This window comes from Campylobacter concisus, from assembly GCF_015230015.1.
Taxonomy (GTDB): domain Bacteria; phylum Campylobacterota; class Campylobacteria; order Campylobacterales; family Campylobacteraceae; genus Campylobacter_A; species Campylobacter_A concisus_AF.
Map to the genome: position 1 here is coordinate 1 of NZ_JAAKZC010000014.1, position 26,023 is coordinate 26,023.

Here is a 26,023-nt window from a genome sequence, read left to right on the forward strand (position 1 = left end):
CATTATAGCTGGATTTATCGCTGATATGCTCTTAAAAACCAAAATTTTTACTATTATTGGCACCATTTTTGCTATCTTTTGGATCATTTTTTATCCAATTTTTTTAAAAAATAGACGAAGAGTGGCGCTAAAAAGCTTAGAAATTTCAGACTTTAAAAAAGAGATGATCTTTGAAGTAGATGAGAAAAATTTGGCATTTTATGAAAATGAGCCAAAAGAAAATGAAATTTTTGACATAAAAGATGTAAGTGAAATTTACGAGCTTAAAAATATCTTTGTCATCTTTATAAATGAAAAAATTCATCTTGTCTTGCCAAAAAATAAAGAAACCTCAGAGCTAGTAAAAGCACTTATAAAAAAGAGCAGAAAAGAGCTACTACTTTTTGAAAATTTAGACTACAAAAGCGTTATGGGCTAAGCTTGTAAATTTACAAGCTTAGATGTGATCAAGCGTGCTTCTTATGAGCTCTTCAAAGTCTTTAGCGTTCATCGGCTTACCCCAGAAATAACCTTGTATCTCATCGCAGCCTAGCTCTCTTAAAATTTCAAGCTGAGTTTCATCTTCAACACCCTCAGCGATCGTCTTTAGCTCGATATTTTTAGCTAGAGTTATAACGCTTTTTACAACGTCTCTATCGATCTCGTTTATAGCGATGTTATCAACTAGTTCTTTTGCGATCTTTAGCCTATCTAGTGGATACTTTTTGATGTAGTTCATCGATGAAAAGCCAGTGCCAAAGTCATCAATGGAGATGCTCATGCCCTTATCTGAAAATTTCTTTAAGACTGTTTGCATGATCTCTTCGGCATTGACGAGACTTGCCTCTGTAAGCTCGATATCAACGCACTTTGGATCCATGCCAAATTCTTCAACATAGCCAAAGATGTCCGATGCAAAATTTACATTATCAACCTGTTTTGGCGAGATATTGATGCCAACTTTTAGGCTGATACCATACTTTTTGTTCCAGTAGCTCATCTGCCTTATGGCCTCTTTTGCCACCCATATTCCTATTGTATTTATGATAGAGCTTTGCTCGGCTACTGGGATAAATTTAGCCGGACTTACAAAGCCTTTTACCGGAGAGTTCCACCTTATAAGAGCCTCAGCACCTATTATCTTTTTACCATTTAGCAGATACTGCGGCTGGAAATTTAGGCTAAATTCCTCATCAAAATTCATAGAATTTAGCAAAATTTCTATGTAGTTTTTCTCCTGAATGATCTCTTTTATATCATCGTAAAAGACATATTTTGTATTAACATCTCTTTTTGCTGCATCAAGTGCCGCTCCAGCTTGCATGATAAGATCATCAGCTAAAATTTCACTTGTTTGCGTTGAGCTAACGCCAACCTTTGCTCCAAGAGCTATCTTATAATCGCCAACTGAGATTTGCTCGGCTATGATGTTTAGCAGATAGTATAAAAATTCTCTATAATGCCCCTCATTTTTTTGCTTTAAAACTATCATAAAGTCATCGCCGCCAAACCTTGAGACGATAGCGCCCTCTGGCAAGATCGCTTTTATATTTTTAGAAAATTTCAAAAGCACCTCATCACCCACGTAGTGGCCGTATGAGTCATTTATAGCCTTAAAGTGGTTGATGTCGATGCTATAAATATCTATCTTTTCGCCAAGCGCTTTGGTCTTTATCATCTCTGATAGTTTGCTTAAAAATGACTGTCTATTTAAAAGCCCAGTGAGTGAGTCAAATTCGCTAAGCTGTCTTAAGCGCTCATTTTTCTCTTCAAGCTCTTTTAAGCTATCTTGGATATCTTCGTCAAGTTGAGCGATGATATGCCTTTCAGATCTAGCTAAATCCCTCATAGCAACTGTGCTTGAGATACTATAAATTAGCGCTGCATAGGCTAGCAAAACCATAAGTAGAAAAACTATCCAAACAGAGTAAATTTTATCTGTATTAGCAGCTCCTAAAAAAAGTAGAGAGATGAAAAGCAATGTAATAAATTTATATATAATCACTCTTATATAGTCTTTTCTACAGCTTCTTATCTTGATATTTGCCTCGTTTTCCTTTAAATGCAAGCAAGCTACAAATATAATAAAAAATGCAACTTTAAAGAAAAACTCGTAATGAACATTTGTACCACCGTATGCCAAAAAGGCCTTTGACGAGTAGTATGCATCACAAACACAAATGATAAGCAAAGCTAATAAATATAAAAGAAGGCTCACTCTTTTATAGCTAAAAATTGGTTTTTTTGATACGAAATTTAGTGAAAACGCGACAACAAAGACAAAGCAAAAGATAAAAATATCCATTATGATGTATGAAAGGCTAGTTACGAATTCTTTATTAAGCGCTACTGCTAGACTTCTATCAAAAACTACAAACCAAAAAAAACTAACCACAATAAGCATCAAAGCAAGCGCATCTACTGCGACTTGTTGCCATATCACTCTTTTTAAAATCCTTGTAAAAAAGGCAATAAAAGAGACAATAAACATAAAAAATGGGATCAAATATAAAATTTGCATAAGCTCCGTGCGAGAGATATTTTTTCCTTGCATGATAAGTGATCTATCATAAAGTAGCAAAAGGATATCTGCTAACGCCCAGCTCGCTATAGCTAAAAATATATAGGTCCAGTATGAGTTTAAATTTCTACTACTTTTTAATAAAAAGAACAAAAATATGGCGATCACTACATCAGTGCCAACTGATAAAGCCGTCAGATAAAACTGATCTCCCAGATAAATAGCAGAAAAATAAGCAATAATCAGGGCAAATATAAATAAAAAAGAGCCACTATGAAAATTTGTTATCCTATCAAGCACGGCTCTTCTCCGCTTGTTGGGCTAGTTTTTGCCACCTTTGCCACTCGCCACTATCATCGACATCGTTGCCGATAGCCTCGTAGCTAGCGTAAAAATGCTCAACAAATTTCTTGCACTCTTCATCTTTTGGCAGATAGCTTTGCTCATCTTTTTGGCAAAATTTCTCCAAAAACACGCTCGCATCATATTTTTTAGCGTATGTTTGCGCTAGATCGAAGTAGTTTTGCAAGCAAATTTCTTTAAATTTAGCGTAGGCTTGCTCGCTCATATCCACGCTTAGTTTGCCGTCAAATTTAAGCACTCCAGCCCTAAAAAGCAAGCTAAGATGTATGAGCCCCTCGCAGTAATAAGCCCTCACCTCATCGACCTTTCGCCACGCGATAAGCCCAACCGCGCGAGCTATCAGCTCATGAAAGACGGCCATTTTATACTCCGCCTCTTCGTGCAAGAAGAAATTTACTAGCCCACCAGTCGTCGCCTTGTACTCTTCGATAAATTTAAAGACGCCACTTTTATTCATGCTCATCTCAGTATCAAGTCCGATAAAGAGGATGTGTCCAAACTCATGGCCGATCGTTGAAATTTCATATACTTTTTTCCAAATTTTTGGCTTTAAAAATAAAATTTCTCTACCAAAATCCAAAAATTCCTTGCTAAAAATTTCAGCCCCAAGCTTCATAAAAGGCTTTGCTTTTGCGCCCTCGTAGACGTGATTTACAAAGGCAAAAATTTTCTTGCCGCATTTTGCACTCACGCTCTCATCATTTGGCACGACCTGAGCGCTAAAAAGCCCGTTTAGCTCCGCTGCGTAATATATCATCGGCACACTTATATAAAGCTGCGTTCTAGCGATATTTTCGCTAACTGCTTTGTTTGTCGCGGCGTTATCAAATTTGATCTTTTCGCAAACGCTCTCGTAAGTTTTTGTCACTTTTTCTTTAAATTTAAGCTCATCAATGCCCTCGCTATCGACCAGCCTGATGTCCCACTCAAGTGCGACTGCGTGCGTGTAGGCATCCTCGTAGTACTCTAGCGGATGGCCTGGCTGAAGCGCGCCTTTTACACCCATCCACGCTATCTCAGCCTCTTGCCAAGCGTTTATAACCTTTGCATTGTCCTCTTCACAAAAGGCATTTTGCAGCTTTTCAAGGTATTTTACGTAGGATTTTTGCTCGTCGCTCTTAGCTAAATTTCTTAAAATTTCAAGATTTTTTATAAATACTTTTTTAAGCTCTTTTACCTCATCTTTAAAAGCAAGCGCGTAAGGTAAAAAGCTAAATTTCTCGCCCTCTTTGCAAACTGCGCCATACGTTCTATCAGCTCTTACGCCGTTACTATCACACTGAAATAAGCCGTTTTTAGTAATAAACTCATTTGCCTCGCCTAAATCTTTAAATTTAGCCTCAAACTCTTTATTTGTGGTGTCTATTATCTTATCTTGCCATGAAATTTGCCACGCATTTAGACTAAGCCCAAGCTCGTGCATAGCCTCAACAAAAGCTTGATAAAACTGGTCTAAAATTTGCTCATCACGTGCCTTTTTTATAAGCTCGGCGTGCAGATTTTCATATAAATTTCTAACGTAGCCGTAGATCAAATTTAGCACGCGCTTTTGCTCGTCCTCGGCTAAATTTAGCTTTTTTAGCTCATTTTGAAGTGGATCAACTTTAAGATCAACTATCCTTCTAGCAAGAGCTAGTTTTTGGCTCGGCGTGCCAGCAAGGGCGCAAATTTTCACAGCATCAGCTATGATCTTGTCATCTAAATTTTTATAAATAGCATTTAGCTTGGATTTTTGCTCTTTTGTAAGTTCGTTTAGTCTTTTAAAATCATTCATCTTTTCATCCCTTAAAGTTGCAGGATTTTAGCATAAAGCCATTAAAATTTGCTACAATTTACCAAAAATTTAAGATCTAAAAGGCAAAAAATGGATATTTTAAAGGACTTTGGCGAGCCTCGTATAAAGCAAGTTATGCTACCAAAAGATACAAACTCAGCTGGCAATATCTTTGGCGGCTGGATAATGAGTCAGATAGACCTTGCAGGTGCTCAGGCTGCCAGAGAAATTTCGCCTGAGCGAGTTGTGACAATTTCGATGAAAGAGATCATATTTAAGCAACCAGTCTTTGTTGGCGACGTGCTAAGCTGCTATGCAAAGATCATCGCAGTTGGCAAAACATCGATAACAACGCAGATAGAAGTAACTGCACTTAGGCTAAATGATGGCGGTTTTAGAGAGACTATACACGTCACAAGCGCTACTGCGACCTATGTCAGTGTGACAAAAGATGGACACAAAAAACCTATAGATGAGAAGCTAAAAAAGCTTCACGGCTTTTAAAATTTGGTTGCGATTTATGCAACCAAACCCCTAAATTTATCGCTATTTTTAAAAGAATTTGAAAAAAAATAACTTCAAAAAAGAGAAATTTCAACTTATTTAAATGCTTTATAAAGTAAAATCTGCCCTTACACTTTTTTGGGAGAAAGATGAAAAAATCACGCTTAGGGCTTTTACAAACGCATATTTTAGATATCTTAACACAAGATGAGCTGGAGAAATTTGAGTTTAAAGAGCTGCCAAAAACAAGCACGATCTACACCGAAGATATCGAGATAATTATCCTAAAAAGCGGCTCAGCAAAGCTCTCATTTTTTGAAGATGGCGAGGAATTTATCCTTTATCATTTAGAAAAAAACAACATCGCCATACTTGATGACAACTGCGCCTTTGAAGTGCTTGAAGATGCCCAAATTTACGTTATTAGACTAGATAATATCGGCGAAATTTTACACAATCCAAAAGCTGCAAGCGAGATTTTAACAACCACACTAAACACCATCATCGTGCAGCGCCAAATCACAAAGTCGATACTTTTTGAGGACGCAAAGGGCAGGATTGCAAATTTCTTAATCGAGCTTGCAAATGAACAAGATCTAAAACAAAACGGCTACCGCTACGTCTTTTTGCCATTTTCCCTAAAGGTGCTATCAAGCTTTGTTGGTCTTAAACGCCAAAGCGCCTCAACAGCATTTAATGAGCTTATCAAAGACGACATCATCAGAAAGATCACACCGCACGAATTTCTCATCATCGACCACGAAAAACTAGAAAGTTATACAAACTAATATCACTCAGGATCCTCAGAGAATTCATTATCTCTAAAAATTTCATAAAAATTTATGAGCCAAAAGATAAAAGCAAGTGCTATCAAAGTGGCTGGCAGATGAATATAAAATCCACTCCAAAAATATGCCAAAATACCTCTACTAATGCCAGCTAAAATAACTAAAATAAAAGCAATTTTGCTAAGGCGTAAAAATTCGAGTTCTTGTCCGCTGTGACGAAGTCCAGCAATATTAAAAATAAGCATAACACTAAAAATAACGGCATTTATGGCTATTAAATGCATAAAATTTATTTCAAGACCTAGATTTAAAAGCCCACTTGCCCCGATACCTAAAAAACCAACCGCTAAAAATATCTGCATAAAGTAATAGTAAATCACAAAATTATGCCTCAAAAGCTGCTTGTAGTGCCACTCTTTAAGTTTTGCAAGCACCGCACATCCGCAAGCAATGGCTACATAGTGGGTGCCGATGCTTTTTTCAAAAAATATATTAAAAAGCAAAAATGCACAAGTCATGCAAATAGCGATATTTTTATAGATAAAATTTGGTACAAAGATAGCCTCATCCATATCTTTTTCTCGCTTTAGCGCTTCTTTGCCAAGTACAACGCTAACACGATATGAAATAAGCAAGATAGCGATGATATGAAGATAAATTTGCAAATTTAAAAATTTTTCGTTGCTACTTATTAGATAATAAATTTCAAAGCCTAAAATACCAAACAAAAATCCAAGTACGCCAAATTGATCAAGATTTTTATCTCGCCAGATCATATAAAGGCAAAGCATCACTAGATATGCCCAAAAAAGCATAATAAAAAAATGTGCTAAAAATAAGCTAAAAAGTGCAGCTATAAAGCTAGTTGCAAAGAGTGAAAATAAAATGTAAGCGTGGGCTTTTAGTGAGGAGCTGAAATTTGTCCAGTCGGTTAGTCCAGTGAGTAAAAATCCAGCATAAGCAAGTGCTAGAAAAAGGTGTAAAAATATAAATTTATGCAAACTCACAAAATCAGTTGGTGTAAAAAATATAGCAGCTCCCAGCACAGCACAGGCAGCACTGGTAAGAAAAAATATCCTCATAGGATAGGTAAAAAAGTTGTTAATCATAATAAATTTGCCCTTTAAAATTTTCATCTATTGTTTTGCTAATAAATGCAAAATCACGGTTTTTAAAAGCCTCATCTAAAATAAGCTCTTTTTGTATGACCGCACCTTTATTTGCGAGAAAATAAATTCTATTTGACATCTTTACGGCCTCCATTCTGTCGTGCGTAACGAGTATTATGCTCATACCCTCACTCACTCTTTGGCTAACGATATCGATCAAAATTTCTTTCATATCATAATCAAGCCCAGAAAATGGCTCATCCATTAAAAGCAGGTCAGGTTTTGTCACAACCGCTCTTACAAAAGCAACCCTTTGCCTCATGCCACCACTTAGTTCATTTGGGTATTTTAGTGCGTCTTTTTGACTAAGACCAACCTTAGCAAAGAGCTTTAAAACGCTGTTTTGATCAGCTTTATCCATAACCAAAAGCACATTTTCAAGAGCATTTTTCCATGTAAGCAGACGATTTTCTTGAAAAAAATATGTAGTCTTTTTAAATTTATTAAAAATTTCCCCTTTTCTAGGCTCATTTAGTCCGCTAATAAGGCGCAAAATGGTAGTTTTTCCACAACCTGATGGTCCAAAAAGCGTCACCACTTCGCCTTTTTCTACCTTTAAATTAAAATTTCTTACGACCTTATCTCTTAAAATTTCATACTCTACATTTTTAAGCTCAAGCATCATCTTCTCCAAGGCATCAGGGCTATTTTTAAAGGCTCAATGATGAGGTACTCAAAAAGCATGATAAGAGCGATGCTTAAAAGAACATACGCCATCACTTCAGTTGTTTCAAGCATTGCCCTTGCATTTGCTATCTTTGCTCCCATGCCGTTATTTGCACCTAGTAGTTCGGCCATTATGACTATTTTTACACCCATTGCAACAGCTACGCTAACAGAGCTTATGATATAGCTTGTAAGATGTGGGATATAGAGGTGTTTTATCTTTTTTAAAAAGCCTAAATGATAGGCATCAAACATCTCTTTTAGCTCCTCATCTACACTACTCATAGCAACTGCCGAGCTTGCAAAAGTAAGCGGTAAAACGGTTATAAAGATAGTAAAAATGGTGCTAAAATTTCCAAATCCAAACCAAAAAATAGCAAGCACTATCCAAATAATTGGTGGCATCGATAAAAGCAAGGTAATGACAGGTTTTAAAAGGGCTGCAAAGCTTTTAAAGCTACCTGCTATTAGCCCTAAAAATATACCAAAAAATGTTGCCGTGCTAACCCCAACTAGCGATCTGCAAAGCGTTATATTTATCTCGCTATTTTTGTAATCTTTTGTAATTTCGCAGGCTTTTAAAAATACATCTTTTGGCGATGGGAGTAGGAGTGGGGAGCTAAACTCGCTTCCCACTTGCCAAATGGCTAAGATCAAAAAAACTACGGCAAATCCGCTAAATCCACCCCAAAAATAATCAATTATTTTTAAAAAGGCTGAGCGATCTTTTTTGACGCCGTCGATTAGTATCATAAAAATAGACCTTTATCTGGCATCTTGCCGCCTAGAAATTTTGGATTGAACTGATAAATTTCTTCAAAAAATGCCATGATCTCATTTTGTAGTTCATTTGCTTTTGTCACTGTTAGATTTGCCTTATCAAAGGCATTTGCAAGTGCCACTTCTGGAGCTGGTAAGTAGCTTGAACCTATCTTTGCTGCACTTTGCTTGTTCTCAAGTATCCAAGAAAGAGCATTTTTAAGATCGCTATGAAGCGTATCAAATAGATTTAAGCTCTTCTCATAAAAGCCCTTTTCTACGATAATGCCAGCCATTGGGATTATCGGTTTTGTATTAAAGCTCTCGCCCCAAATTTTTGGAAAATCAACTGAGTAATATACGCTAACGCCTGCTTTTTTACCACGCAAAATAGTCGCTTCGCCAAGAGGTTGCGGGACTAATAAAATGTCAAAATCTTTTTGTAAAAATAAAAGTAGAGCTTCAGGAGGTGTTGCCGTATAGGTGATATCTATTTTGCTAGCGTCTATGCCTCGCTTCTTGCAAAGTGCCCTTAGGACAAGATCTGGCATGTCGCCACGAAATGGCATGACTAGCTTTTTACCTACAAAATCTTCTAAATTTTTGATATTTTCATCCTTGACCATAGCGTTCATTACGCCAAGGGTCAGTAAATTTAACATCGCAAAGTCAAGCCCTTGGTTTCTTAAATTTGCAGCGACATTTGATGGTGACATCGTGACTTTAATATCCCCACTAGCCACGCCTGCACGAAGCTGATCTGGTGTTTTCCAGATATTTAGGCTCACATCATAAGTTTTATTTAACTCCCCTTGCAGTGCAGCAACTGCCATTATGACACTTGGGATCGCTGGTGCGCCCCACATACTAAAGCTCTCTTTTGCAAATAAATTTGGTGCAAACGCGCTAACGCCTAAAGCTGTGCTAAGTCCTAAAAATTTTCTTCTATCTAACATATTTTTCTCCTTTAAAAACTGCTGTGAAAGCTAATAAAAAATGTCCTGCCAGGGGCATGAACGACTACCGGATCAAGTGCTGCTACGTGATCACCGCTAATAAATTCTGCATAATCTTTATCAAATAAATTTGCTACGCCAAATCTTATGCCAACTTTGTTTTTAAACTCTACGCCACCATAAAGATCGAGCAAACCAAACCCCTTTGCGGCCTCTTTTTTGTCGATACCTAGACCATTTTGCTTGCTAAAATCGCCTCTAGTTTGCTTTGAAACTAGTCTTAGTGCAGTGCCTAGGTTGTAGCTACCAAAGCTTGCATAGTCTTTGTAGTCAAACGCAAAATTTGCCTCAAAAGGCCTTATTTGATAAAGTGGCCTGCCATCGGTTTTATTTTGTCCGTAGTTGTAGTAAAGTGAGCTTTTTAATCCAAAGTGCCTTGCAAAGCTGTATTCTGAGTTTAAATTTAGACTATAAAGCGTTGCATCAACGTTTCTTGAGATGACAGCATTTTTGTTTAATGGCATAGCAGCTTTTGAGTGGCGTCTATCAAAAATGATTAAATTTTTAACGCTATCAGCGATGAAATGTCCGCTAAAACCAAATGCATCTTTGTTTTGCAAAGAATTTAGGTACTCTTTATAAAACTGGCTGCCAAATTTAAAGCCAAGAACTGCTCTATTGTGTCTCTCTGGTTCTAAATTTGGATTTGCTATCCAGCCAGAGTCATTTTGTCCATAAAGCGCGTTAAAACGCTCCATATTACTTGGCAAGCGAGATAAACTCTCAAGTTTTGCAAAATAGCTATCCTTGTCGTTTGGTGTAAATTTATATTTTAAACTTGCACTAAAAGCGTCTTTTTTGATCTTATCACTTACGTCTTCGCCATAAATTTGACGAAGTAGCCCACGAGGAGTGCTAATGGCTGGATTTGGTGCAAAATATTTAGTGTCAAGCCCATTAAGCTTACTTCTTTGCTCTTCATATTTTAAGGCAAGAGAAGCTTCGTTAGCTTCATTAAATTTATAAGCTAGTGTGTCAAAAAGCATAAATTTATCATTTCTAACATCAGCAAATCTATATCCGTTAAATACCCAGTTACTGCCTTGCTTTATGTATCTTTTGCCATCATGTTTATCTTTTTCAAAGCCAGCACCTATTTGATTATGAAAGCTTGAAAAATCAACATCATACTTTAAATTTGCCTCAAGTACATCTCTTCTTATATCAACTTTTACATTTGGAGTAGAATTTCTTAGGTGAAAATTATCTGCTTTTCTCTCAATCTTTTTTGCAGCAAGTTCAAGATTTAGCGTGTTTGAAAGATCTTCTTCGCCCAAGCGAATATTTAGCTTGCCGACTTTTCTGGTTGTTTTAAAGGCGTCCATTGCGTGTTCTGGCTGCTTGTCTTTATCGATATTATCCCTTAAAAACGTAAGTCTAAGCTCGCTAAGCTCATTTGGCACGAAACCTAAAATAGCGCTTTGGCCCTGTCTGTTGTAGCCATAGTCCCATCTTTTGCCACTTCCATCTTTATAGCTATTTGCCTTAGTGAAATTTGCGTTTAAAATGGTATAAAAATTTGTGCCACGATATTTAAAAAGCGATGAGTTGTAAAAGCTTTTGCCATACATTCCAGCTGAAATATGAAACATATCGGCTGAGTTGTCGAGCAAATTCGTAACAAATGGATATTCGCTTCTTTGAGTGCGGTCAAACTGATTTTCTATAAAGGCGCTTTGTGCAACATTTGGCGTTATAATTGGCGGTGGGGCAAATTCTTTAACAGGCTTTATAGTGTCCAAATTTGCTTCATTTGCTAAAAGCAGTGACGAAAAAACTATTAGGCTTAAAACTTGCCTCATAAAAACTCCTTTTAAAATACAATTATGATTTTTCTTATCGAAATTGTAAATAAAAATCTCTTATAAAATATTGATATAAATCATCATATATTTTTATAAAAAAATTATTGAATACATAATTAATCAGCAGGTAAAAATAACATAATAAGGCAAAAAATAATGTAAAATTTTGCTATATATTTTGATAATTATTATATAAAAATAAAATTTAAACTATAAATAATTAGACAAAGGACAAAAAGTTAATTAAAATTTTTTACCTAACTAAGCCCTATCTTTAAATTTAGCCAGCCTATCTCGAAGCTCTTTTGAGAGTGTAAATTGTGAGAGTTCGTATCTGTCAAAAATAACGATCATGTCATCGCCAAGTGCCTGAACTAGCCCAAAACAAGCATCTCTATCAAGGCGATTTTTTCTAAATTTAACACTTAACGCATCGACCTTTTTCTTATCACCAAAGCTCTTAATAGCGATCTCATCGATATCTTTGAAGAAAAATTTGATATTTTTTGAGCCTTTTGTGATGACAAATCCATCATCATCTATCTCAAAAAAGTTATTTTGCAAAATTTTTCTCACGCAAAAAAAGGTTGAAACGGCGCCAACGATGATGCCAAAAAGAGACGGCGTGCCAAGATCAAGATAAAAGTAGCCAATGATGCTAAAGACAAAGAGCCCAAGCCCAAAGGCAAGCGCCCAAAAAACATCTTTTTTACTCTCTTTGGTTATCATTTTTGCCCTTTTATGCCAAAAGTCCGGCGCCATTTATCGCTTGGCTGCGCTCTTTGGCGTAAATTCTCTCGCCATTTATCACGTCATATTTCCAGATCGGCGCATTTGCCTTAAAGTCCTCGACAAACTCGTTTATAAGCCTTAGCGCGACCTTTCTTTGAGGGCTTACTACACCTGCTACATAAGAGCTCGTATGCACCGGCACATCGCCTTTTGAGTGAGCAAAAAGCACGTAGGCATTTTCTTTTTTGGCTCGCTCCTGCCAAGTATCTAGCCATTTTTTAAGGATTGGCTCATAGATATCAAAGCTAAGCGCCGAAATTCCGCCCTCTTCTCTTACTATGCCTACAAAGGTGATGAGCGCGCCACAGTTTTTATCTTTAAATTTATCATACCACTCGTTTGTGATGCTTTGAACGTCCAAGCTTCCATTATAAATTTGCATCTTAGCCTCCACAAACTGGTGGCAAGATAGAAATTTTATCGCCTGATTTAAGAGCGAAATTTATATCGCTCACGATCTCGTCATTTACAGCCACAGCGCAGATATTTAGCCACTTTTTAAGCTCTTCTTTCTCGCTTAAAGCCGCCTTTACCTCGCCTAAATTTTTCGCTTCTACTTTTATACTCTCAAGCCCGATAGGCCCAAGAAATTCGATCTCTACCACATTTTATCCTTTGAAATTTTTGCTGATTTTACTTAAAAATAAATTTAGATATACTTATTTGAAAATTTACAAAAGAGAAAGAAAATGAACGAAATTTTAAAAAGCATAAAAACCCCAGCCTACGTCTGCGAAGAGGCCAAAGTACGTAAAAATTTAGAGCTTTTAAAGTATGTCAAAGAGCAAAGCGGAGCTAAAATTTTAGTGGCTCTTAAGGGCTTTGCTTTTAGCGGTGTGATGGATATGGTGGGCTCATATCTTGATGGAGCGACTTGCAGTGGGCTTCACGAGGCTAAATTTGCAAGCGAATACGTAAAAGGCGAGATCCACACATATAGCCCAGCCTTTAAAGATGAGGACTTTGATGAAATTTTAAAAATTTCAAAGCACATCACCTTTAACTCTTTTGCGCAATGGCAAAAATTTAAAGGCATTGCCCTGCAAAATGGCATCATCTGCGGCCTACGGGTCAATCCAGAGGTCTCACTTGCACCAACTGATAGCTACAACCCATGCGGTAAATTTAGCAGGCTTGGCATTACAAGGGCAAATTTTAAGCCCGAGCTTCTTGATGGCATTAGCGGGCTTCACTTTCACGCACTTTGCGAGGAGAGTGCGAGCAGCTTGCAGACTGTGCTAGAGGCGTTTGAGGAGAAATTTGGCGAGTTTATACCAAAGATGAAGTGGATAAATATGGGCGGCGGCCACCACATCACGAGGGCTGACTACGACGCGGAGCTGCTTATAAAGATCATCAGACGCTTTCGCGAGAAGTACGGCGTAGAGGTCTATCTGGAGCCTGGCGAGGCCGTGGGCTGGCAGACTGGCTTTTTGATAAGTAGCGTGCTTGACATCGTGCATAACGAGAAAGATATCGCCATACTTGACACTTCAGCTGAGGCGCACATGCCAGATACTGTGCTCATGCCCTACCGACCGGCCGTTAGAGGCGAGAGCGAAAATGGCAAATTTGCTTATAGATTTGGCGGTAATACCTGCTTAGCTGGCGATATAGTGGGGCTTGAAGCGGGCGATGCGGAGTATAAATTTGATAGTGAGCTAAAAATCGGCGACCGCGTCATCTTTGAAGATCAAATCCACTACACGATCGTGAAAAACACGACCTTTAACGGCATAAAACTGCCTGATCTGCTACTTCTAAAAGAAAATGGCGAGATAAAGATGATTAGAGAACTAGACTACGAAGAGTATAGGCGCAGAAACTAGGCTAAAATTTGTTTTTTGAAGGTAAATTTGGCTATTTAAATTTAAGATAGGTCAAATTTATCTGCCACGCAAATTTTGCCAAAATACCTTTAAACTGCCGCCTAAATTTAAGCTCTAAAGCTTTTTGGATTTGTATTTAATATGAAAAGATGGGATAAATTTAGTTTCTATAAATTTATCTTTATGGCATTTTTGGCAAAGTTATTTTTATTTTAAAATTTAAACTCGCCGAATTTGGCGAATTTCTAGCTAGTTCTGTGAGCTACAAACTACTTTAAATTTAAAGCTACATCACCAAATTTAATTTACTAAAAACCGCAAACCGCTTTAAATTTAATACCCATAAATTTTGGCAAATTTATCTATCTTTGAGCTTTTTTGCCAGTTGTATTCAGTTTCGTTTGCGATATTTTGGGCTAGCTCCTTGCCAAAATGATCGCTGATAAAGCCAAGCGCCATATCCATGCCAGCAGCCACACCTGAAGCTGTGTAAAACTTACCTGCCCTCACCCACCTAGCGCGCTCTTGCCACTTTACCGCCTTGCCGCAACTTTTTACCCACTCAAGCGATCTTTTATTTGAGGTAGCCTTTAAGCCATCAAGCTCTCCAGTGCGAGCGATGAGCGCCGAGCCAGTGCATACACTTAGGCAAATTTGAGATGCCAAAACGCACTCTTTTAGCCTAGAGATAAACTCACTATCATTTACAAGCGCCCTTGTGCCCTGACCTCCAGGAACTAGCAAAACGCTCTCTTTTGGCATCTTGCTAAGCTTTTTTGTTTTTATAAAAAAGCCCTGCTTGCTTCTTTTTATCCCACCATCAAACGAAACATAGCTTATCTTCATCTCAGGTACCCTTGCTAAAAACTCTACCGGCCCCATAAGATCAAGCGTCTCATAATCATCAAAGATAAGAGCGTAAATGTCCATTGATTCGCCTTTTAATAGAGATATAAAATGCTTTTGATATTTTAATTCAATTTTTAGAAAATATAAATTTAATAAGGTATTTTGAGTTAAAAATCTAAATTTATAAAGCATTAGCTTTTTGATAAAAATATTCAAATTTATCTAGCACCATTTCTAAATTTGAGTTTAACCACGTTTTTAGGTAAAAAATTGAGATTTTTACTGCTCAAAATTTATATCAGCGTTTATCAAAATTAACAAAACTTAAATATTTTTTATAAAAATTTTAGTAATCTTTTTTGCTAAGGTTTGCTTGTGATTAGCTCTGATATAATAGCCACAAAACGGCATAGCTGTGTGATTTTAGCATATTTAACCAAAGCTTAAATCATTTAAGCTTTAGCAAATAAAGGAATAAAATGACGAGAATTCTTACTCTACTTTTTACATTGTCCGTTGCGGCAATGGCCATTGAAGGACCAACTGGTGTAAATCAATTTGACAGCACCATTTGGGCAGCACAGAGGATAGAAAATATCAAGCCTTATGAGCATGGCTGGGGCCCGATATTTACTTTTATACAAGGCAACGACTACTTCGCGATAGCTGCACTTTCTATCATTTTAGCTGTTATCGGCGCGTTCGTGCTACACTTCTTGATCATCGGACCAAAACACTTTAGTCACGATGGCAAAAAAGTATTTGCGTTTTCACTGATCGAACGTATAGCTCACGGCTTAGCTGCGATCTCTTGGATCATCTTAGTGCCAACTGGCATCATCATCATGTGGGGTGCAGAGCTTGGTGGTGGCACATTTGTGCGTTTCTGTAGATACTTGCACGATATAGCGACTATTATATTTGCTATTTCTGTGCTTCCTATGTTATTTGCTTGGACTATCAGAATGCTTCCAGCTGTTTATGATATCAGATGGATGATGATAGTTGGTGGTTATCTATCAAAGAAGAAAAAACCAGTCCCTGCTGGTAAATTTAACGCAGGACAAAAAGCATGGTACTGGATCGCCATCCCTGGTGGTATCGTGATGATCATCACTGGTGCGATCATGTATTTCATGGATATTAAAGAGCCAGCAGTTGCTAGTTGGTTTGGTATCTCTCAAATCGATCTTTTAAGATATAGCGTAGTTATCCACAACTGCCTTGGTATCGTCTGTGCGGTATTCTTCTTAGTTCATATCTATATGGCTGCGATCGCTATACATGGCGCTATCTGGTCAATGGTTACTGGATACAAAGAAGAAGAAGAGGTTTATGTACTTCACCACTACTGGTATCAAGAGCTTGTTAAGGAAAACAAGATCCCAGTATCTGACTACGAAAAATCTTACACAAATTTAAAATAATTAATCTTGACCTTGCGACTTACGCAGGGTCAAACTCTCTTTTATAGCAAATTTCACAGCACATATCCTTTTAAAAAATTAATATTTTTTAGCTATAATCCAAAATCAGTTTCAAGGTTTGAAATACTAATCACAAAGGAAAAACAATGACAAGAACAATTGATTGCAGAAATTTAGAGTGCCCAAAACCAGTCATCATGACTAAAAACGCACTTGAGGGTTTAAATGAGGGAGAGAGCCTAGAGATCATCGTAAATGCCCTAGCTCCAAAAGAAAATATATCAAGATTTTTAAAAAATCAAAATATAGAATTTAGCCTAGAAAGCAATGGCACTGAGACTAAAATTTTAGCCATCAAGGGCAAAAGCGTACTTGAGCTTACAAATTTTGACGAATTTGTCTGCGATATAACACCAAAAAACGAAAAAGTGCTCTATCTAAACGAAGAGCGCGCAGGTAGCGGCGAAGTTGGCATAAATTTGCTATCAAAATTTCTAGGCGCACTTCTTCAAGTAGAGAAAAAACCAAAGATAATAATCTGCGTAAATAACGCCGTTAAGATGACCACAAACCGCGCGCATCCAAGCTTTAAGCCACTTAAAGATCTTGAAGCTGCTGGCGTTCAAATTTTAAGCTGCGGAAGCTGCTTAGAGGCTTATAAGCTAGTAAGCGATCTTGCGGTTGGCGAAATTTCAAACGCTTATGAGATCATCGACATACTATCAACTCACGAGCAGATCAAACTATGATCTACCACGACAAAAAGCTTACGCAGTTTGTTAGAGCCGCTGGCTGAGCTGCTAAGCTTGACCCGTCGGGTCTTCACAAAACGATTAGTAGTTTAAATTTATCTCATCCAAACCTGCTCTCAAGCATCGGCTCAAACGAAGACGCGAGCGTTTTTAAGCTCTCAGACGATCTTGCACTTGTTCAGACGCTCGACTTTATCACGCCAGTAGTCAATGACCCATTTATATATGGACAGATCGCTGCTGCAAACAGCCTAAGCGACGTCTTTGCGATGGGCGGCGAGGTGATAAACGCTCTAAACATCGTGGGCTTTGATAGTTGCAACCTTGCGCCTGAAATTTTAGGCGAAATTTTACAAGGAGGAGCCGATAAAGTAAGAGAGTGTGGCGGCGTCATCGTTGGCGGACATACAATAGAGACGCAGCAGATGTATTATGGGCTAAGTGCGACTGGTAAGGTGAGCCCACAAAATTTCTGGGCAAACAACACTGCAGAAGTTGGTAATGTTTTGATCCTCACAAAACCTCTTGGCAGTGGCATCTTAAGCACAGCGATCAAGGCTGATCTACTAAGCATGGAACAAATAAGCGAGGTCGCAAGCATCATGGCTCAGCTAAATTTCTACGCTCTAAAAGCGCTAAGTGGCATCAAGGTTTATGCTGCTACCGATGTGACTGGATTTGGATTTTTAGGGCATTTAAGTGAGATGTTAAACGACAAGATCAGCTTTAAAGTCTTTGAAAAAGATGTGCCAGTGATCGCAAGCGCGAAAGAATTTGCCGATATGGGCATCATCCCAGAGGGAAGCTACAAAAACCGCGAATTTGCAAAGCATTTTGTGAGCAAAGAGGCTGATATCTTGCTTTACGATGCGCAAACTTCTGGCGGACTTTTGCTAGCCGTTGGCGAGAACGATGCAAGCTTAGCCCTAAAGCGCCTAAGAGAGGCTGGCTATGAGCGCTCAGCTATCATTGCAGAAACGATCCAAAAAGGCGAGTTTGATATATTTTTAAACTAACTCTAGGCTAAATTTAGCCTAGTTTTCATGCACTAGATGATAAAATTTTTAAATTTCTTTTAATTTACCTAACCACTTTATAATGTCAAGAAATTTAACAAAGGAGATATGATGAATTATCTTGAAATTTTAAAATTTCGTCACGCTTGCAAAATTTTTGACGAGAGCAAAAAGATAAGTGCTGGCGAATTTGACTTTATCCTAGAGGCTGGCAGACTAAGCCCAAGCTCAACTGGCCTTGAGCAGTGGGACTTTTTAGTCGTGCAAAATAAGGAGCTTAGAGAAAAAATCAAAGCAGTTTCGTGGAACCAAGCGCAGATCACCTCTTGCTCGCATTTGGTTGTCATCTTAGCAAAGATCAAAGAGATAAAAGTTGGCAGCAGCTATGTGGATAAAATGATCGCTAGACGCGCAGATAAAGAGCCTGAGATGATCGCTGCAAGGCAGAAATTTTATCACGACTTTTTGCTATCAAATTTCAAAAACGATGATGAGCTAACATTTCAGTGGTCACACGAGCAGTGCATGATAGCTGCGACAAATATGATGAACGCAGCCGCGAGTCTTGGGATCGACAGCTGCCCGATCGAAGGCTTTGATAGACACGCTTAAATGAAATTTTAGGGCTTGACGAAAGCGAGCAAAGAGTGGCTATCGTAGTGCCATTTGGCTACCGCCTAAATCCACAGCCAGAAAAATACCGCAGACAAAGATCTGAAGTAGTTACTTGGATCTACTAACTCACGGGGCAAAACGCCCTGTGTCTATTTAAATTTAAACAAAAAGGCATTTTATAAGCTAAAAAAAGTAAATTTGCGTTAAAATCATGACTAGTTTTAAAAAGCGAGGCTTAAATTTAATGCAAAAAAATAGCGCTAAACCAGTTTTGCAGATTTTTAAAAGGTTCTATGTAAAGACAGCACTACTTCTTTTTGCTTTCATCTTTCTTGCACTCTTTGTCATATTTGCCGGCATAAACGACATAAAATATGAAATTTCAACACTAAATTTAATCACTAGAAACAACATCACCAACGCATTTTCAGATGTAAAAGATAACATATCTACAAAGGCAAGACTCATTGCAAACGGCATAGAGCCGTTTTATGAAGATACTATTATAAGTAAATTCTACGCCTCTTTTTACGTGATATCAAAAGATAACTCTTTGCTTTACGAGCGTAAATTTGACGGTGCTTTAGAGCTACACGACTACGATATTGCATGGTTTTCAGATATTAAAGCGGGCGAGTTTAGGCTCTCTGATAGATTTTACAAAAATAGACGCTTTAAAGATATCTACATAGCTTATGGGCTAAAAAATGGCAATAAAATTCTCGCTCAACTAAGTCAAAATTTTTTAAAAAACAGAGTCGATACAGGCTATAACAAAAATTTTGCCGCATACGTCTTTTTGGTTGATAAAGATGGCAATCTCTCAAGAGATGAGTTTTATAAAAAATTTGTAAAAGAGGACTTTGACAAGTATATCTCGCAAGGTGGCGAGTTTAAAAGTGACAAGATCATTTTTATACTAAAGGATATGAATTTTTACAAGATCAGCTACCTAGAAGAGCAAAAGCTATTTGTCATAACAGGCTCTAGCAGGCAGCTCCAGATATTTATCCAGCTAGTTCTAGTCGTGCTTTCGTTTTTCTGCTTTGTAGCATTTAGCATACTTTGGCTACGTGATAACTCATATATAAAAGATAAAATTCTCTTTGCATTTACCAGGATCGCTCTTTTTGCAACAGATAAAAGCAAACCGACTGATGAGGACTTTGATGTAAAAGAATTTATCTTGCTAAATAACAGCATAAAAAAACTCTACGAAGATAGAGATAAAGCTTACGAGACAGCACAAAGCTATGAGAGCAGATTTGGCTATGTCTTTGAAAAGAGCTTTTTAAAGATCGTAGTCTTTGACGCTTATACTGGCGTCATCACGGACATTAGCAACGCTCTTTTAGAAAAACTAGGCTACAAAAAAGATGACGTAGCAGATCTAAACATAAAAGAACTTCTTGAAGATGAGTCTAAAAATTTAGCAGAAGATAGAGAAAACTCTATCAATAATAATCTATCATACGAGGCTAAGCTAAGGCGTAAAAATGGTGAAATTATCGACGTTTTAGTGACCCAAAGTAGCTTTGAGCTAGAAAACACAAGGCTAAATTTCATACTCATAAAAGATATCACTCAAGAAAAGATGACGCAAAGAAATGACGATATCATCAAAAGCTACGTCTTTTTATCGCCAAATGTCATCGCCATCGCTTCGGCACAAGAGCCATTTTTGATCATCCAAAGCACAAACAATGTCGAGAGAATTTTTAATGTCCAAAGCCAAGGTCTCATAAATTTAGAAGATATCATCGCAAGCGAGGACTTTGATAGCTTTAAAGCTGCCGTGCTAGCAAGTAAAAAGGCCTTTTTGCAAGCAAGCTTTAAAAATGAAGAGCTAAATTTCATAGCAAATATGACAAACGCTTACGGCAAGAAAATTCCATTTAAGATAAAGGCTAAATTTATCGATGCAGACGAGCAAAAGGTCATCTACTCATTTACCGATCTTAGCGATATGCTAAAGCTTCAAGAGAGATTTGACAAGCAAAGCAAAGAGAGTAAGGCGCTGCTTTGGGCGAGTGAGGCAAATATCTTTACTTGGGATAAAAGAAGCGATATGCTCAACATCTCAGACGAGCTAAGTAAAATTCTTGGCACGCAAAGCACTCTAAATTTCGAGCAAGCAAAGTCGGTCTTTGTCGATGAATTTGATAGTTTTTATAGCTTTTTTGAGAGCTTAAGAGATGCTCAAACATACATCAAAGATATCAAGCTTTACAGCATAGATAAAGAAATTTTACACTTTAGACTAAGGGCAAAAGCGCTTGAATACGACGAATTTGGCGAAGTAAGCTTGATAAAAGGCACATTAAGAGACCTTAGCCTAGAAGATAGCTTTTTTGTCTGCCAAGACCTGCTTGCAAAAATTTTCTCATTTAGCAAAGAAGAGGTTGTCTTGCTTGATGAGGAGATGAGGGTCATTGACGCAAATGACGCATTTTTTGAAAGTGCGGGCGCAAAAGATAGCGTATATCTAAAAGATATCACCTTTATAAAGCAAGGCTTGAGCGATATAAAACACCAGATCATAGAGACCATAAACCAAGGTGGCTCGTGGAGTGGCAAGGTTTGGAGCGAAAATAATAAAAACAAAAGCAAGCTTGAAGTCATAGAAATTTTACCGCTTATCGATGCGAACGAGAAAAAAACTGGCTACATCATGCTAGCAATGCTTGCAAATAACGAAGCGCAAAATGAGAAATATCTAGAATTTATCGCATATCACGATCCGCTCACAAAGCTACCAAATAGATTTTTACTCTACAACAAGCTAAATTCTCTCATACAAAAAAATGAACAAAAAATAGCCGTCATCTACCTTGATATGGATGATTTTAAGAGCATAAACGACAACTTCGGCCACCAAATAGGCGATAAATTTTTAGTAGCTATCTCTGAAAAGATAGGCGCTATGTTTAATGGCAAAAATATCTTTGCAAGGATAGGCGGAGATGAGTTTGTAGGCGTCATCAACTACGAAAATTTAGGCGAAGTCTATGAGATAGCGCAAAATATGTTAAGGCTAGCTTCAGATGAAGTAAAGATAGACGAGCTAAAACTAAAAGCAAGCGCTAGCATAGGCATAGCCTTGGCTGATAGTGAGCTTGGGGCTGATGATGTGCTACAAAGAGCCGACTGGGCGATGTACCAAGCCAAGATAAGTGGCAAAAACAGAAGCTATACATTTGATGCGAAAAAAGATGTCTATTTTAAGAGCCAATACGAAGATGGCTCAAAAATTTTAAAAGCGCTTGACGCTGGCGAGATGTTTTTAGAATTTCAACCAGAGATCAGCTTTAGCACGGGCGAGACTTTAAGTTTTGAAGCGCTTATTAGATGGAGAAAAGATGGCGAGATCATCTACCCAAGCGACTTTTTACCACTTATAAAAACAAGTAGCGCATCGAGCAATATCGCTTTATTTACGATAAAAGAGGCGCTTTTAGCAAGAAAAATGTGGCTAGAAAATGGCATAAGTGCAAAGGTTCGTGTAAATTTAAGCGTTAAAAAGCTCTTTACGGAGGAATTTTGGCATAAATTTAAAGCGATATTTGATGAGGATAAAAGCCTTGATCCAACTGGACTTATCATCGACGTTATCGACGCTGCAACAGCTACAAATTTAGAAGTTTTAGAAATTTATGTAAGAAAATATAAAGAGCTTGGCATACACTTCTCGCTTGATGACTTTGCCTCATACTCAAGCTCTATAGAAGCTCTTGGTATGCTAAAGACAAATCGTTTCAACATAGATAATAAATTTTGCCAGCATATCTTTAACTCAAAAGAGGCGCTTGAGAGCATAAATATGATAAGGTTTGTGGCTGATAAATTTGGACTAAATGCGACTATAAAAAATATCGATGACAAAAGAACGCTTGAGTTTTTACTTGGTCTTGGTTTTGATAAATTTCAAGGCAACATTTTCTCATTAGCGCTTTTGGCAAAAGATGCTGCTTCGTTTAAATTTGAAAGGCCATATCTACACATAAAAGACTATAAAAATAACGAAAATTTCGAGCTTTTTAAAGGCTTAGTCGTGCTAAAAGAGCTTGCAAACGAAGTGATAGCAAATTTAAATCAAGACGACAAACTAACACAAAGCCTAAAACAAAAAATAGAAGACGAGATAAAAAATATAGGTAAATTTAATCAAGAAATTTCTATAAATTTAAGCAAACTAGCAAGCAGTAGTGACAACGGCGAACTCTATAATCTAGCCATGTCCATCATCAAAGAGTGCGATATAAATTTAGGTTTTAGTAAGGAGATAAGAGTTGAGTGATGTAAATGTTTATGAGCACGAGATCCCAAACGGAAGCAAACTTTACTTTGCAAAAAGTGCGAAGTTAAAGAGAAAAATCGAGCAAAAAGCGAGTGAAATTTTAGAAGATGAAGGTTTTAGCGAGATCGTAACGCCGTTTTTTTCGTATCATCAACATCTAAGCGTAGATGCGACAAACCTTCTGCGCTTTAGCGACAGTCTAAACCACGAGATAAGTCTAAGAGCTGATAGCACGGTTGATACCGTTAGGATCGTGCTTAGAAGACTTAAAGCAAACGAGCCAAAGAGGTGGTTTTACATCCAGCCAGTCTTTCGCTATCCAAGCCAAGAAATTTATCAAATAGGCGCTGAACTTATCGGTGAAAACGACATTTTAAAGAGCATAAACATAGTAGCAAAGCTCTTTAGCGAGCTTGAGATCGGCGCTTGTTTGCAGCTTAGCAACATGCAAATTCCAAGGATAATTTGCGAAATTTTAAACTTAGAGATAGAAATTTTTGAAAACTCATGGCTAGAAAAGATCTTAGCCCAAAATGTGCCATGGCTTAGCAAACTAGCCCTTTTAAAGGACGCTAGCGAGCTTGATGAGATAATAAATTTAGTCCCTGATAAGCTAAAAGAGGCGCTAAAAAATTTACAAAGCGTAGCCAAATCACTAGAATATAAAAATTTAAGAATAGTTCCGCTATATTACTCAAAAATGAGATATTATGATAGTTTATTTTTTAGATTTTTAAAAGACAACGCCATCTTAGCAAGTGGCGGAAACTATGAAATAGACGACATTTCAAGCAGCGGGTTCGCTGTTTATACTGATGCATTAATAGAAGAAAAAATTAATTTAAGGAAGTAAGAATGAGAAAGGCTGATTTAGTAGTTGGTGTTCAATGGGGTGATGAGGGCAAAGGCAAGATAGTTGATATGCTAGGACTAAACTATGACATGATTTGTCGCTCCCAAGGTGGCCACAATGCTGGTCATACGATCTGGGTCGATGGTGTAAGATACGCACTTCACCTTGTCCCAAGCGGAATTTTGCACAAAAATATCGTAAATATCATCGGCAATGGTGTCGTTGTCTCTCCAGAGGTGCTCATCACTGAGATGGCGCAATTTGACAACTTAGAGGGCAGACTTTATATAAGCGACAAAGCACACTTAAATTTAAGCTACCACAGCCAAGTCGATCAAGCAAAAGAGCGCTTAAAAGGCGAAAAAGCGATCGGAACGACTGGCAAAGGCATCGGACCAACATACGCAGACAAGATAAGCAGAAGCGGCCACAGAGTTGGCGAGCTACTTGAGCCAGAGCGCTTATGCGATGCTTTGATGCATGATTTTGAAACAAATAAATGCGTATTTGACGCTCTTGGCGTAAAGATACCTGAAGAAAATGAGCTACTTGAAGAGCTAAAAAGATATAAAGAGGTGCTTGCTCCATTTATCGCAAACACTACAAATTTAGTTTGGAAAGCGCTTGATGAAGATAAAAAAGTCCTACTTGAAGGCGCTCAAGGCACACTTTTAGACATCGATCACGGCACATATCCTTATGTAACTAGCTCAAATACCATAAGTGCTGGTGCTTGCACTGGTCTTGGACTAAATCCAAAAGAGATAGGCAAGGTCATAGGCGTCATCAAAGCATATACAACTCGCGTAGGCCACGGACCTTTCCCAACTGAAGACAAGGGCACAAATGGCGATAAGATGTGCGAGATAGGTAAAGAATTTGGCACAACAACAGGCCGCCGCAGACGTTGTGGCTGGTTTGACGCAGTAAGCGTAAAATACGCTTCAAGGCTCGACGGCGTCGATACTTATGCACTTATGAAGCTTGACGTGCTTGATGGCTTTGAGGTTGTAAAAATTTGCAAAGCATATCAATATAATGGTGAAACTATCGACTACGTGCCAACAGATCTTGAAAATGCAACGCCTATTTATGAGGAGCTTGCAGGCTGGGATAGCGTAAAAGGCATCAGCCGATATGACGACCTGCCAGCAAACGCAAGAGCATATATCGAGCGTATCGAGGAGCTAACTGGCGTGAAGGTCGGCTATATCTCAACAAGCCCTGAAAGAAGCGATACGATCATTAGATGAAAAGTAAATTTACCTCCGTCGTCCGCGTCAAAAAGCAGGAGATGGATAAGGTAGAGGCTAAGCTCGTCGTTGCTAGACTAAATGTAAGAAGTGCCGAAGAAAAAATAGCACTCTTAAGAGCCAAGCTCAACGAGTTTAGCCTGCCAAAAAGCGGAAACATAGGTGAGCTAAGAGAAAATTTAGAGCTCATAAATATAGCAAGAGCCGAGCTAAATGCCTGCAAAGAGAGCTTAGAAATGGCAAAAAAAGAGGTCCTGCACTACGAGCATAAATATAAAAATGCAAATTTAGAGTATGAAAAGATGAAATATCTAGAAAAAGAAGAATTTAAAAAAGAGATAAAACGCATACAAAAGGCTGAAGCGCTTGCTCTTGATGAGTTTGCGGTGATGAAATTTGCAGCTAAAAGCGAGGCGTGATGAGAGCGGTTTTACTATTTTTTGTGCTATTAAATTTTGCATTTTGTTTTGAAGTGCCAGTTGATTGCACTCAGATCTTTGAAGCTAGAAAAGAGGAAATTTCAAAGGAGCTTGAGGTCATCGACGAGCAGCGCCAAGCCCTAGAGGTCTTTCGAGCAAGCTCGGCTGCAGCTTATGAAGAAAATAACAAAAAGCTCGCCAAAAAAGAGGCTGATCTAAATGCGACGATGAAAGTGATCGAGCAAAAACGCAAAGAGATCGACGAAGTAGTCGCTAAAAATGAGAAAATTTTAAAAGAGCTTCGCACGATGACTACCGACAAAGTCAATGAATCCTACGCCAAAATGAAAGATGGCGCAGCAGCCGAAGTGCTCTCGCAAATGCCAAGATCAAACGCAGCCACCATACTTTATGCCCTTGATGCCAAAAAGATCTCAACCATAATGGCAAAAATGAATCCAAAGGTTGCTTCTGAAGTGACAGCACTACTTCAAAAAGGTCCCCCATTTATCGACGAAAAAGGCGATATGCCATCTCCAGCTGGAAGTATAAATATGCAGTAAATTTAACTTACTGC

The 26,023-nt window shown here is 38.0% G+C and carries 23 protein-coding genes and 1 pseudogene; 13 read left to right on the plus strand and 11 right to left on the minus strand.

The genetic code is table 11. The annotated features are described in order from the left end of the window. A partial coding sequence (locus tag G6W42_RS07675; RefSeq protein ID WP_194173556.1) for a hypothetical protein occupies positions 1–418 on the plus strand: 418 nt, incomplete at its 5' end. A gap of 18 nt (positions 419–436) precedes the next feature. On the opposite strand, the gene G6W42_RS07680 is transcribed toward G6W42_RS07675, so the two are convergent. Both G6W42_RS07680 and ciaB read right to left on the minus strand, forming a co-directional pair. Further along, entirely contained in the window at positions 437–2,800 is a 2,364-nt protein-coding gene (locus G6W42_RS07680; protein WP_194173557.1) for an EAL domain-containing protein, read from the minus strand. Continuing rightward, entirely contained in the window at positions 2,793–4,637 is a 1,845-nt protein-coding gene (ciaB, locus tag G6W42_RS07685) for an invasion protein CiaB (RefSeq protein ID WP_194173558.1), read from the minus strand. The genes G6W42_RS07680 and ciaB overlap by 8 nt, the downstream gene beginning before the upstream one ends. Before the next feature lie 90 nt (positions 4,638–4,727). Here ciaB and G6W42_RS07690 point away from each other — a divergent pair, with 90 nt between their 5' ends. After that, positions 4,728–5,141: an acyl-CoA thioesterase gene (locus tag G6W42_RS07690; protein ID WP_021084995.1), complete on the plus strand. Its 414-nt coding sequence runs from the start codon at positions 4,728–4,730 to the stop codon at positions 5,139–5,141. Between the two features lie 149 nt (positions 5,142–5,290). Beyond that, positions 5,291–5,929 carry a Crp/Fnr family transcriptional regulator gene (locus G6W42_RS07695; protein WP_194173559.1) on the plus strand — a complete coding sequence of 213 codons (639 nt, stop codon included), beginning with the start codon at positions 5,291–5,293 and terminating at the stop codon, positions 5,927–5,929. A gap of 2 nt (positions 5,930–5,931) precedes the next feature. Here the strand turns inward: G6W42_RS07695 and G6W42_RS07700 are convergent, their stop codons facing one another. The 8 genes from G6W42_RS07700 to G6W42_RS07735 all read right to left on the minus strand — a co-directional run bounded on the left by G6W42_RS07700 (position 5,932) and on the right by G6W42_RS07735 (position 12,741). Continuing rightward, positions 5,932–7,038 (minus strand): NnrS family protein, encoded by a 1,107-nt coding sequence (locus tag G6W42_RS07700; RefSeq protein WP_194173560.1) that lies wholly within the window; start codon positions 7,036–7,038, stop codon positions 5,932–5,934. Then, positions 7,031–7,720 carry an ABC transporter ATP-binding protein gene (locus G6W42_RS07705; RefSeq protein WP_194173561.1) on the minus strand — a complete coding sequence of 230 codons (690 nt, stop codon included), beginning with the start codon at positions 7,718–7,720 and terminating at the stop codon, positions 7,031–7,033. The genes G6W42_RS07700 and G6W42_RS07705 overlap by 8 nt, the downstream gene beginning before the upstream one ends. Then, entirely contained in the window at positions 7,720–8,517 is a 798-nt protein-coding gene (locus G6W42_RS07710; protein ID WP_194173562.1) for an ABC transporter permease, read from the minus strand. The genes G6W42_RS07705 and G6W42_RS07710 overlap by 1 nt, the downstream gene beginning before the upstream one ends. Continuing rightward, positions 8,514–9,479 carry an ABC transporter substrate-binding protein gene (locus G6W42_RS07715; RefSeq protein WP_194173563.1) on the minus strand — a complete coding sequence of 322 codons (966 nt, stop codon included), beginning with the start codon at positions 9,477–9,479 and terminating at the stop codon, positions 8,514–8,516. Before G6W42_RS07715 ends, G6W42_RS07710 begins: the two co-directional genes overlap by 4 nt. Before the next feature lie 11 nt (positions 9,480–9,490). Continuing rightward, positions 9,491–11,341 carry a TonB-dependent receptor domain-containing protein gene (locus G6W42_RS07720; protein WP_194173564.1) on the minus strand — a complete coding sequence of 617 codons (1,851 nt, stop codon included), beginning with the start codon at positions 11,339–11,341 and terminating at the stop codon, positions 9,491–9,493. Positions 11,342–11,605: 264 nt separating this feature from the next. Next, the gene (locus G6W42_RS07725; RefSeq protein ID WP_107714139.1) at positions 11,606–12,073 is read right to left on the minus strand and encodes a molybdate transport repressor; all 468 of its coding nucleotides are present in this window, start codon (positions 12,071–12,073) and stop codon (positions 11,606–11,608) included. A gap of 10 nt (positions 12,074–12,083) precedes the next feature. Next, positions 12,084–12,518 (minus strand): molybdopterin synthase catalytic subunit, encoded by a 435-nt coding sequence (locus tag G6W42_RS07730; protein ID WP_194173565.1) that lies wholly within the window; start codon positions 12,516–12,518, stop codon positions 12,084–12,086. 1 nt (position 12,519) lies between these two features. Beyond that, positions 12,520–12,741: a MoaD/ThiS family protein gene (locus G6W42_RS07735; protein WP_002941462.1), complete on the minus strand. Its 222-nt coding sequence runs from the start codon at positions 12,739–12,741 to the stop codon at positions 12,520–12,522. A gap of 84 nt (positions 12,742–12,825) precedes the next feature. Between G6W42_RS07735 and nspC the strand changes: the two genes are divergently transcribed. Next, positions 12,826–13,965, plus strand: coding sequence for a carboxynorspermidine decarboxylase (gene nspC, locus G6W42_RS07740; RefSeq protein ID WP_194173566.1), 1,140 nt, complete (start codon positions 12,826–12,828; stop codon positions 13,963–13,965). 333 nt (positions 13,966–14,298) lie between these two features. Here the strand turns inward: nspC and G6W42_RS07745 are convergent, their stop codons facing one another. Beyond that, positions 14,299–14,895, minus strand: coding sequence for a DJ-1/PfpI family protein (locus G6W42_RS07745; RefSeq protein WP_194173567.1), 597 nt, complete (start codon positions 14,893–14,895; stop codon positions 14,299–14,301). Positions 14,896–15,293: 398 nt separating this feature from the next. Between G6W42_RS07745 and G6W42_RS07750 the strand changes: the two genes are divergently transcribed. From G6W42_RS07750 to G6W42_RS07790, 9 genes and pseudogenes are all read left to right on the plus strand, one after another. After that, positions 15,294–16,241: a formate dehydrogenase subunit gamma gene (locus G6W42_RS07750; RefSeq protein WP_021092159.1), complete on the plus strand. Its 948-nt coding sequence runs from the start codon at positions 15,294–15,296 to the stop codon at positions 16,239–16,241. A 146-nt stretch (positions 16,242–16,387) separates the two neighbouring features. Continuing rightward, a complete protein-coding gene (gene yedF, locus G6W42_RS07755; protein ID WP_194173568.1) occupies positions 16,388–16,990 on the plus strand; it encodes a sulfurtransferase-like selenium metabolism protein YedF in 603 nt (200 codons plus the stop codon). Continuing rightward, positions 16,987–18,009, plus strand: a complete 1,023-nt coding sequence (gene selD, locus G6W42_RS07760) for a selenide, water dikinase SelD (RefSeq protein ID WP_194173569.1) — start codon at positions 16,987–16,989, stop codon at positions 18,007–18,009. The genes yedF and selD overlap by 4 nt, the downstream gene beginning before the upstream one ends. Positions 18,010–18,120: 111 nt before the next feature. Then, positions 18,121–18,749: pseudogene (locus G6W42_RS07765) on the plus strand (NAD(P)H-dependent oxidoreductase). A gap of 119 nt (positions 18,750–18,868) precedes the next feature. Further along, on the plus strand, positions 18,869–22,921 hold the full coding sequence (locus G6W42_RS07770; protein WP_242042723.1) for a diguanylate cyclase domain-containing protein: 4,053 nt from the start codon (positions 18,869–18,871) through the stop codon (positions 22,919–22,921). Continuing rightward, the gene (locus tag G6W42_RS07775) at positions 22,914–23,774 is read left to right on the plus strand and encodes an ATP phosphoribosyltransferase regulatory subunit (RefSeq protein ID WP_002941488.1); all 861 of its coding nucleotides are present in this window, start codon (positions 22,914–22,916) and stop codon (positions 23,772–23,774) included. The genes G6W42_RS07770 and G6W42_RS07775 overlap by 8 nt, the downstream gene beginning before the upstream one ends. 2 nt (positions 23,775–23,776) lie before the next feature. After that, a complete protein-coding gene (locus G6W42_RS07780; protein WP_194173571.1) occupies positions 23,777–25,027 on the plus strand; it encodes an adenylosuccinate synthase in 1,251 nt (416 codons plus the stop codon). Then, positions 25,024–25,446: a flagellar export protein FliJ gene (locus G6W42_RS07785; protein ID WP_103573801.1), complete on the plus strand. Its 423-nt coding sequence runs from the start codon at positions 25,024–25,026 to the stop codon at positions 25,444–25,446. Before G6W42_RS07780 ends, G6W42_RS07785 begins: the two co-directional genes overlap by 4 nt. Next, on the plus strand, positions 25,446–26,009 hold the full coding sequence (locus G6W42_RS07790) for a MotE family protein (protein ID WP_194173572.1): 564 nt from the start codon (positions 25,446–25,448) through the stop codon (positions 26,007–26,009). The genes G6W42_RS07785 and G6W42_RS07790 overlap by 1 nt, the downstream gene beginning before the upstream one ends. Positions 26,010–26,023: the final 14 nt, after the last annotated feature.

Bases quoted from the DNA above. Each gene is read 5' to 3' on its own strand.
- G6W42_RS07725 (WP_107714139.1), bottom strand. From the start codon at position 12,073: ATGATAACCAAAGAGAGTAAAAAAGATGTTTTTTGGGCGCTTGCCTTT.
- G6W42_RS07695 (WP_194173559.1), top strand. From the start codon at position 5,291: ATGAAAAAATCACGCTTAGGGCTTTTACAAACGCATATTTTAGATATC.
- G6W42_RS07785 (WP_103573801.1), top strand. From the start codon at position 25,024: ATGAAAAGTAAATTTACCTCCGTCGTCCGCGTCAAAAAGCAGGAGATG.
- G6W42_RS07745 (WP_194173567.1), bottom strand. From the start codon at position 14,895: ATGGACATTTACGCTCTTATCTTTGATGATTATGAGACGCTTGATCTT.
- yedF (WP_194173568.1), top strand. From the start codon at position 16,388: ATGACAAGAACAATTGATTGCAGAAATTTAGAGTGCCCAAAACCAGTC.
- G6W42_RS07705 (WP_194173561.1), bottom strand. From the start codon at position 7,720: ATGCTTGAGCTTAAAAATGTAGAGTATGAAATTTTAAGAGATAAGGTC.
- G6W42_RS07690 (WP_021084995.1), top strand. From the start codon at position 4,728: ATGGATATTTTAAAGGACTTTGGCGAGCCTCGTATAAAGCAAGTTATG.
- G6W42_RS07720 (WP_194173564.1), bottom strand. From the start codon at position 11,341: ATGAGGCAAGTTTTAAGCCTAATAGTTTTTTCGTCACTGCTTTTAGCA.
- G6W42_RS07770 (WP_242042723.1), top strand. From the start codon at position 18,869: ATGCAAAAAAATAGCGCTAAACCAGTTTTGCAGATTTTTAAAAGGTTC.
- G6W42_RS07710 (WP_194173562.1), bottom strand. From the start codon at position 8,517: ATGATACTAATCGACGGCGTCAAAAAAGATCGCTCAGCCTTTTTAAAA.
- nspC (WP_194173566.1), top strand. From the start codon at position 12,826: ATGAACGAAATTTTAAAAAGCATAAAAACCCCAGCCTACGTCTGCGAA.
- G6W42_RS07700 (WP_194173560.1), bottom strand. From the start codon at position 7,038: ATGATTAACAACTTTTTTACCTATCCTATGAGGATATTTTTTCTTACC.
- G6W42_RS07790 (WP_194173572.1), top strand. From the start codon at position 25,446: ATGAGAGCGGTTTTACTATTTTTTGTGCTATTAAATTTTGCATTTTGT.
- G6W42_RS07780 (WP_194173571.1), top strand. From the start codon at position 23,777: ATGAGAAAGGCTGATTTAGTAGTTGGTGTTCAATGGGGTGATGAGGGC.
- G6W42_RS07730 (WP_194173565.1), bottom strand. From the start codon at position 12,518: ATGCAAATTTATAATGGAAGCTTGGACGTTCAAAGCATCACAAACGAG.
- G6W42_RS07750 (WP_021092159.1), top strand. From the start codon at position 15,294: ATGACGAGAATTCTTACTCTACTTTTTACATTGTCCGTTGCGGCAATG.
- G6W42_RS07715 (WP_194173563.1), bottom strand. From the start codon at position 9,479: ATGTTAGATAGAAGAAAATTTTTAGGACTTAGCACAGCTTTAGGCGTT.
- ciaB (WP_194173558.1), bottom strand. From the start codon at position 4,637: ATGAATGATTTTAAAAGACTAAACGAACTTACAAAAGAGCAAAAATCC.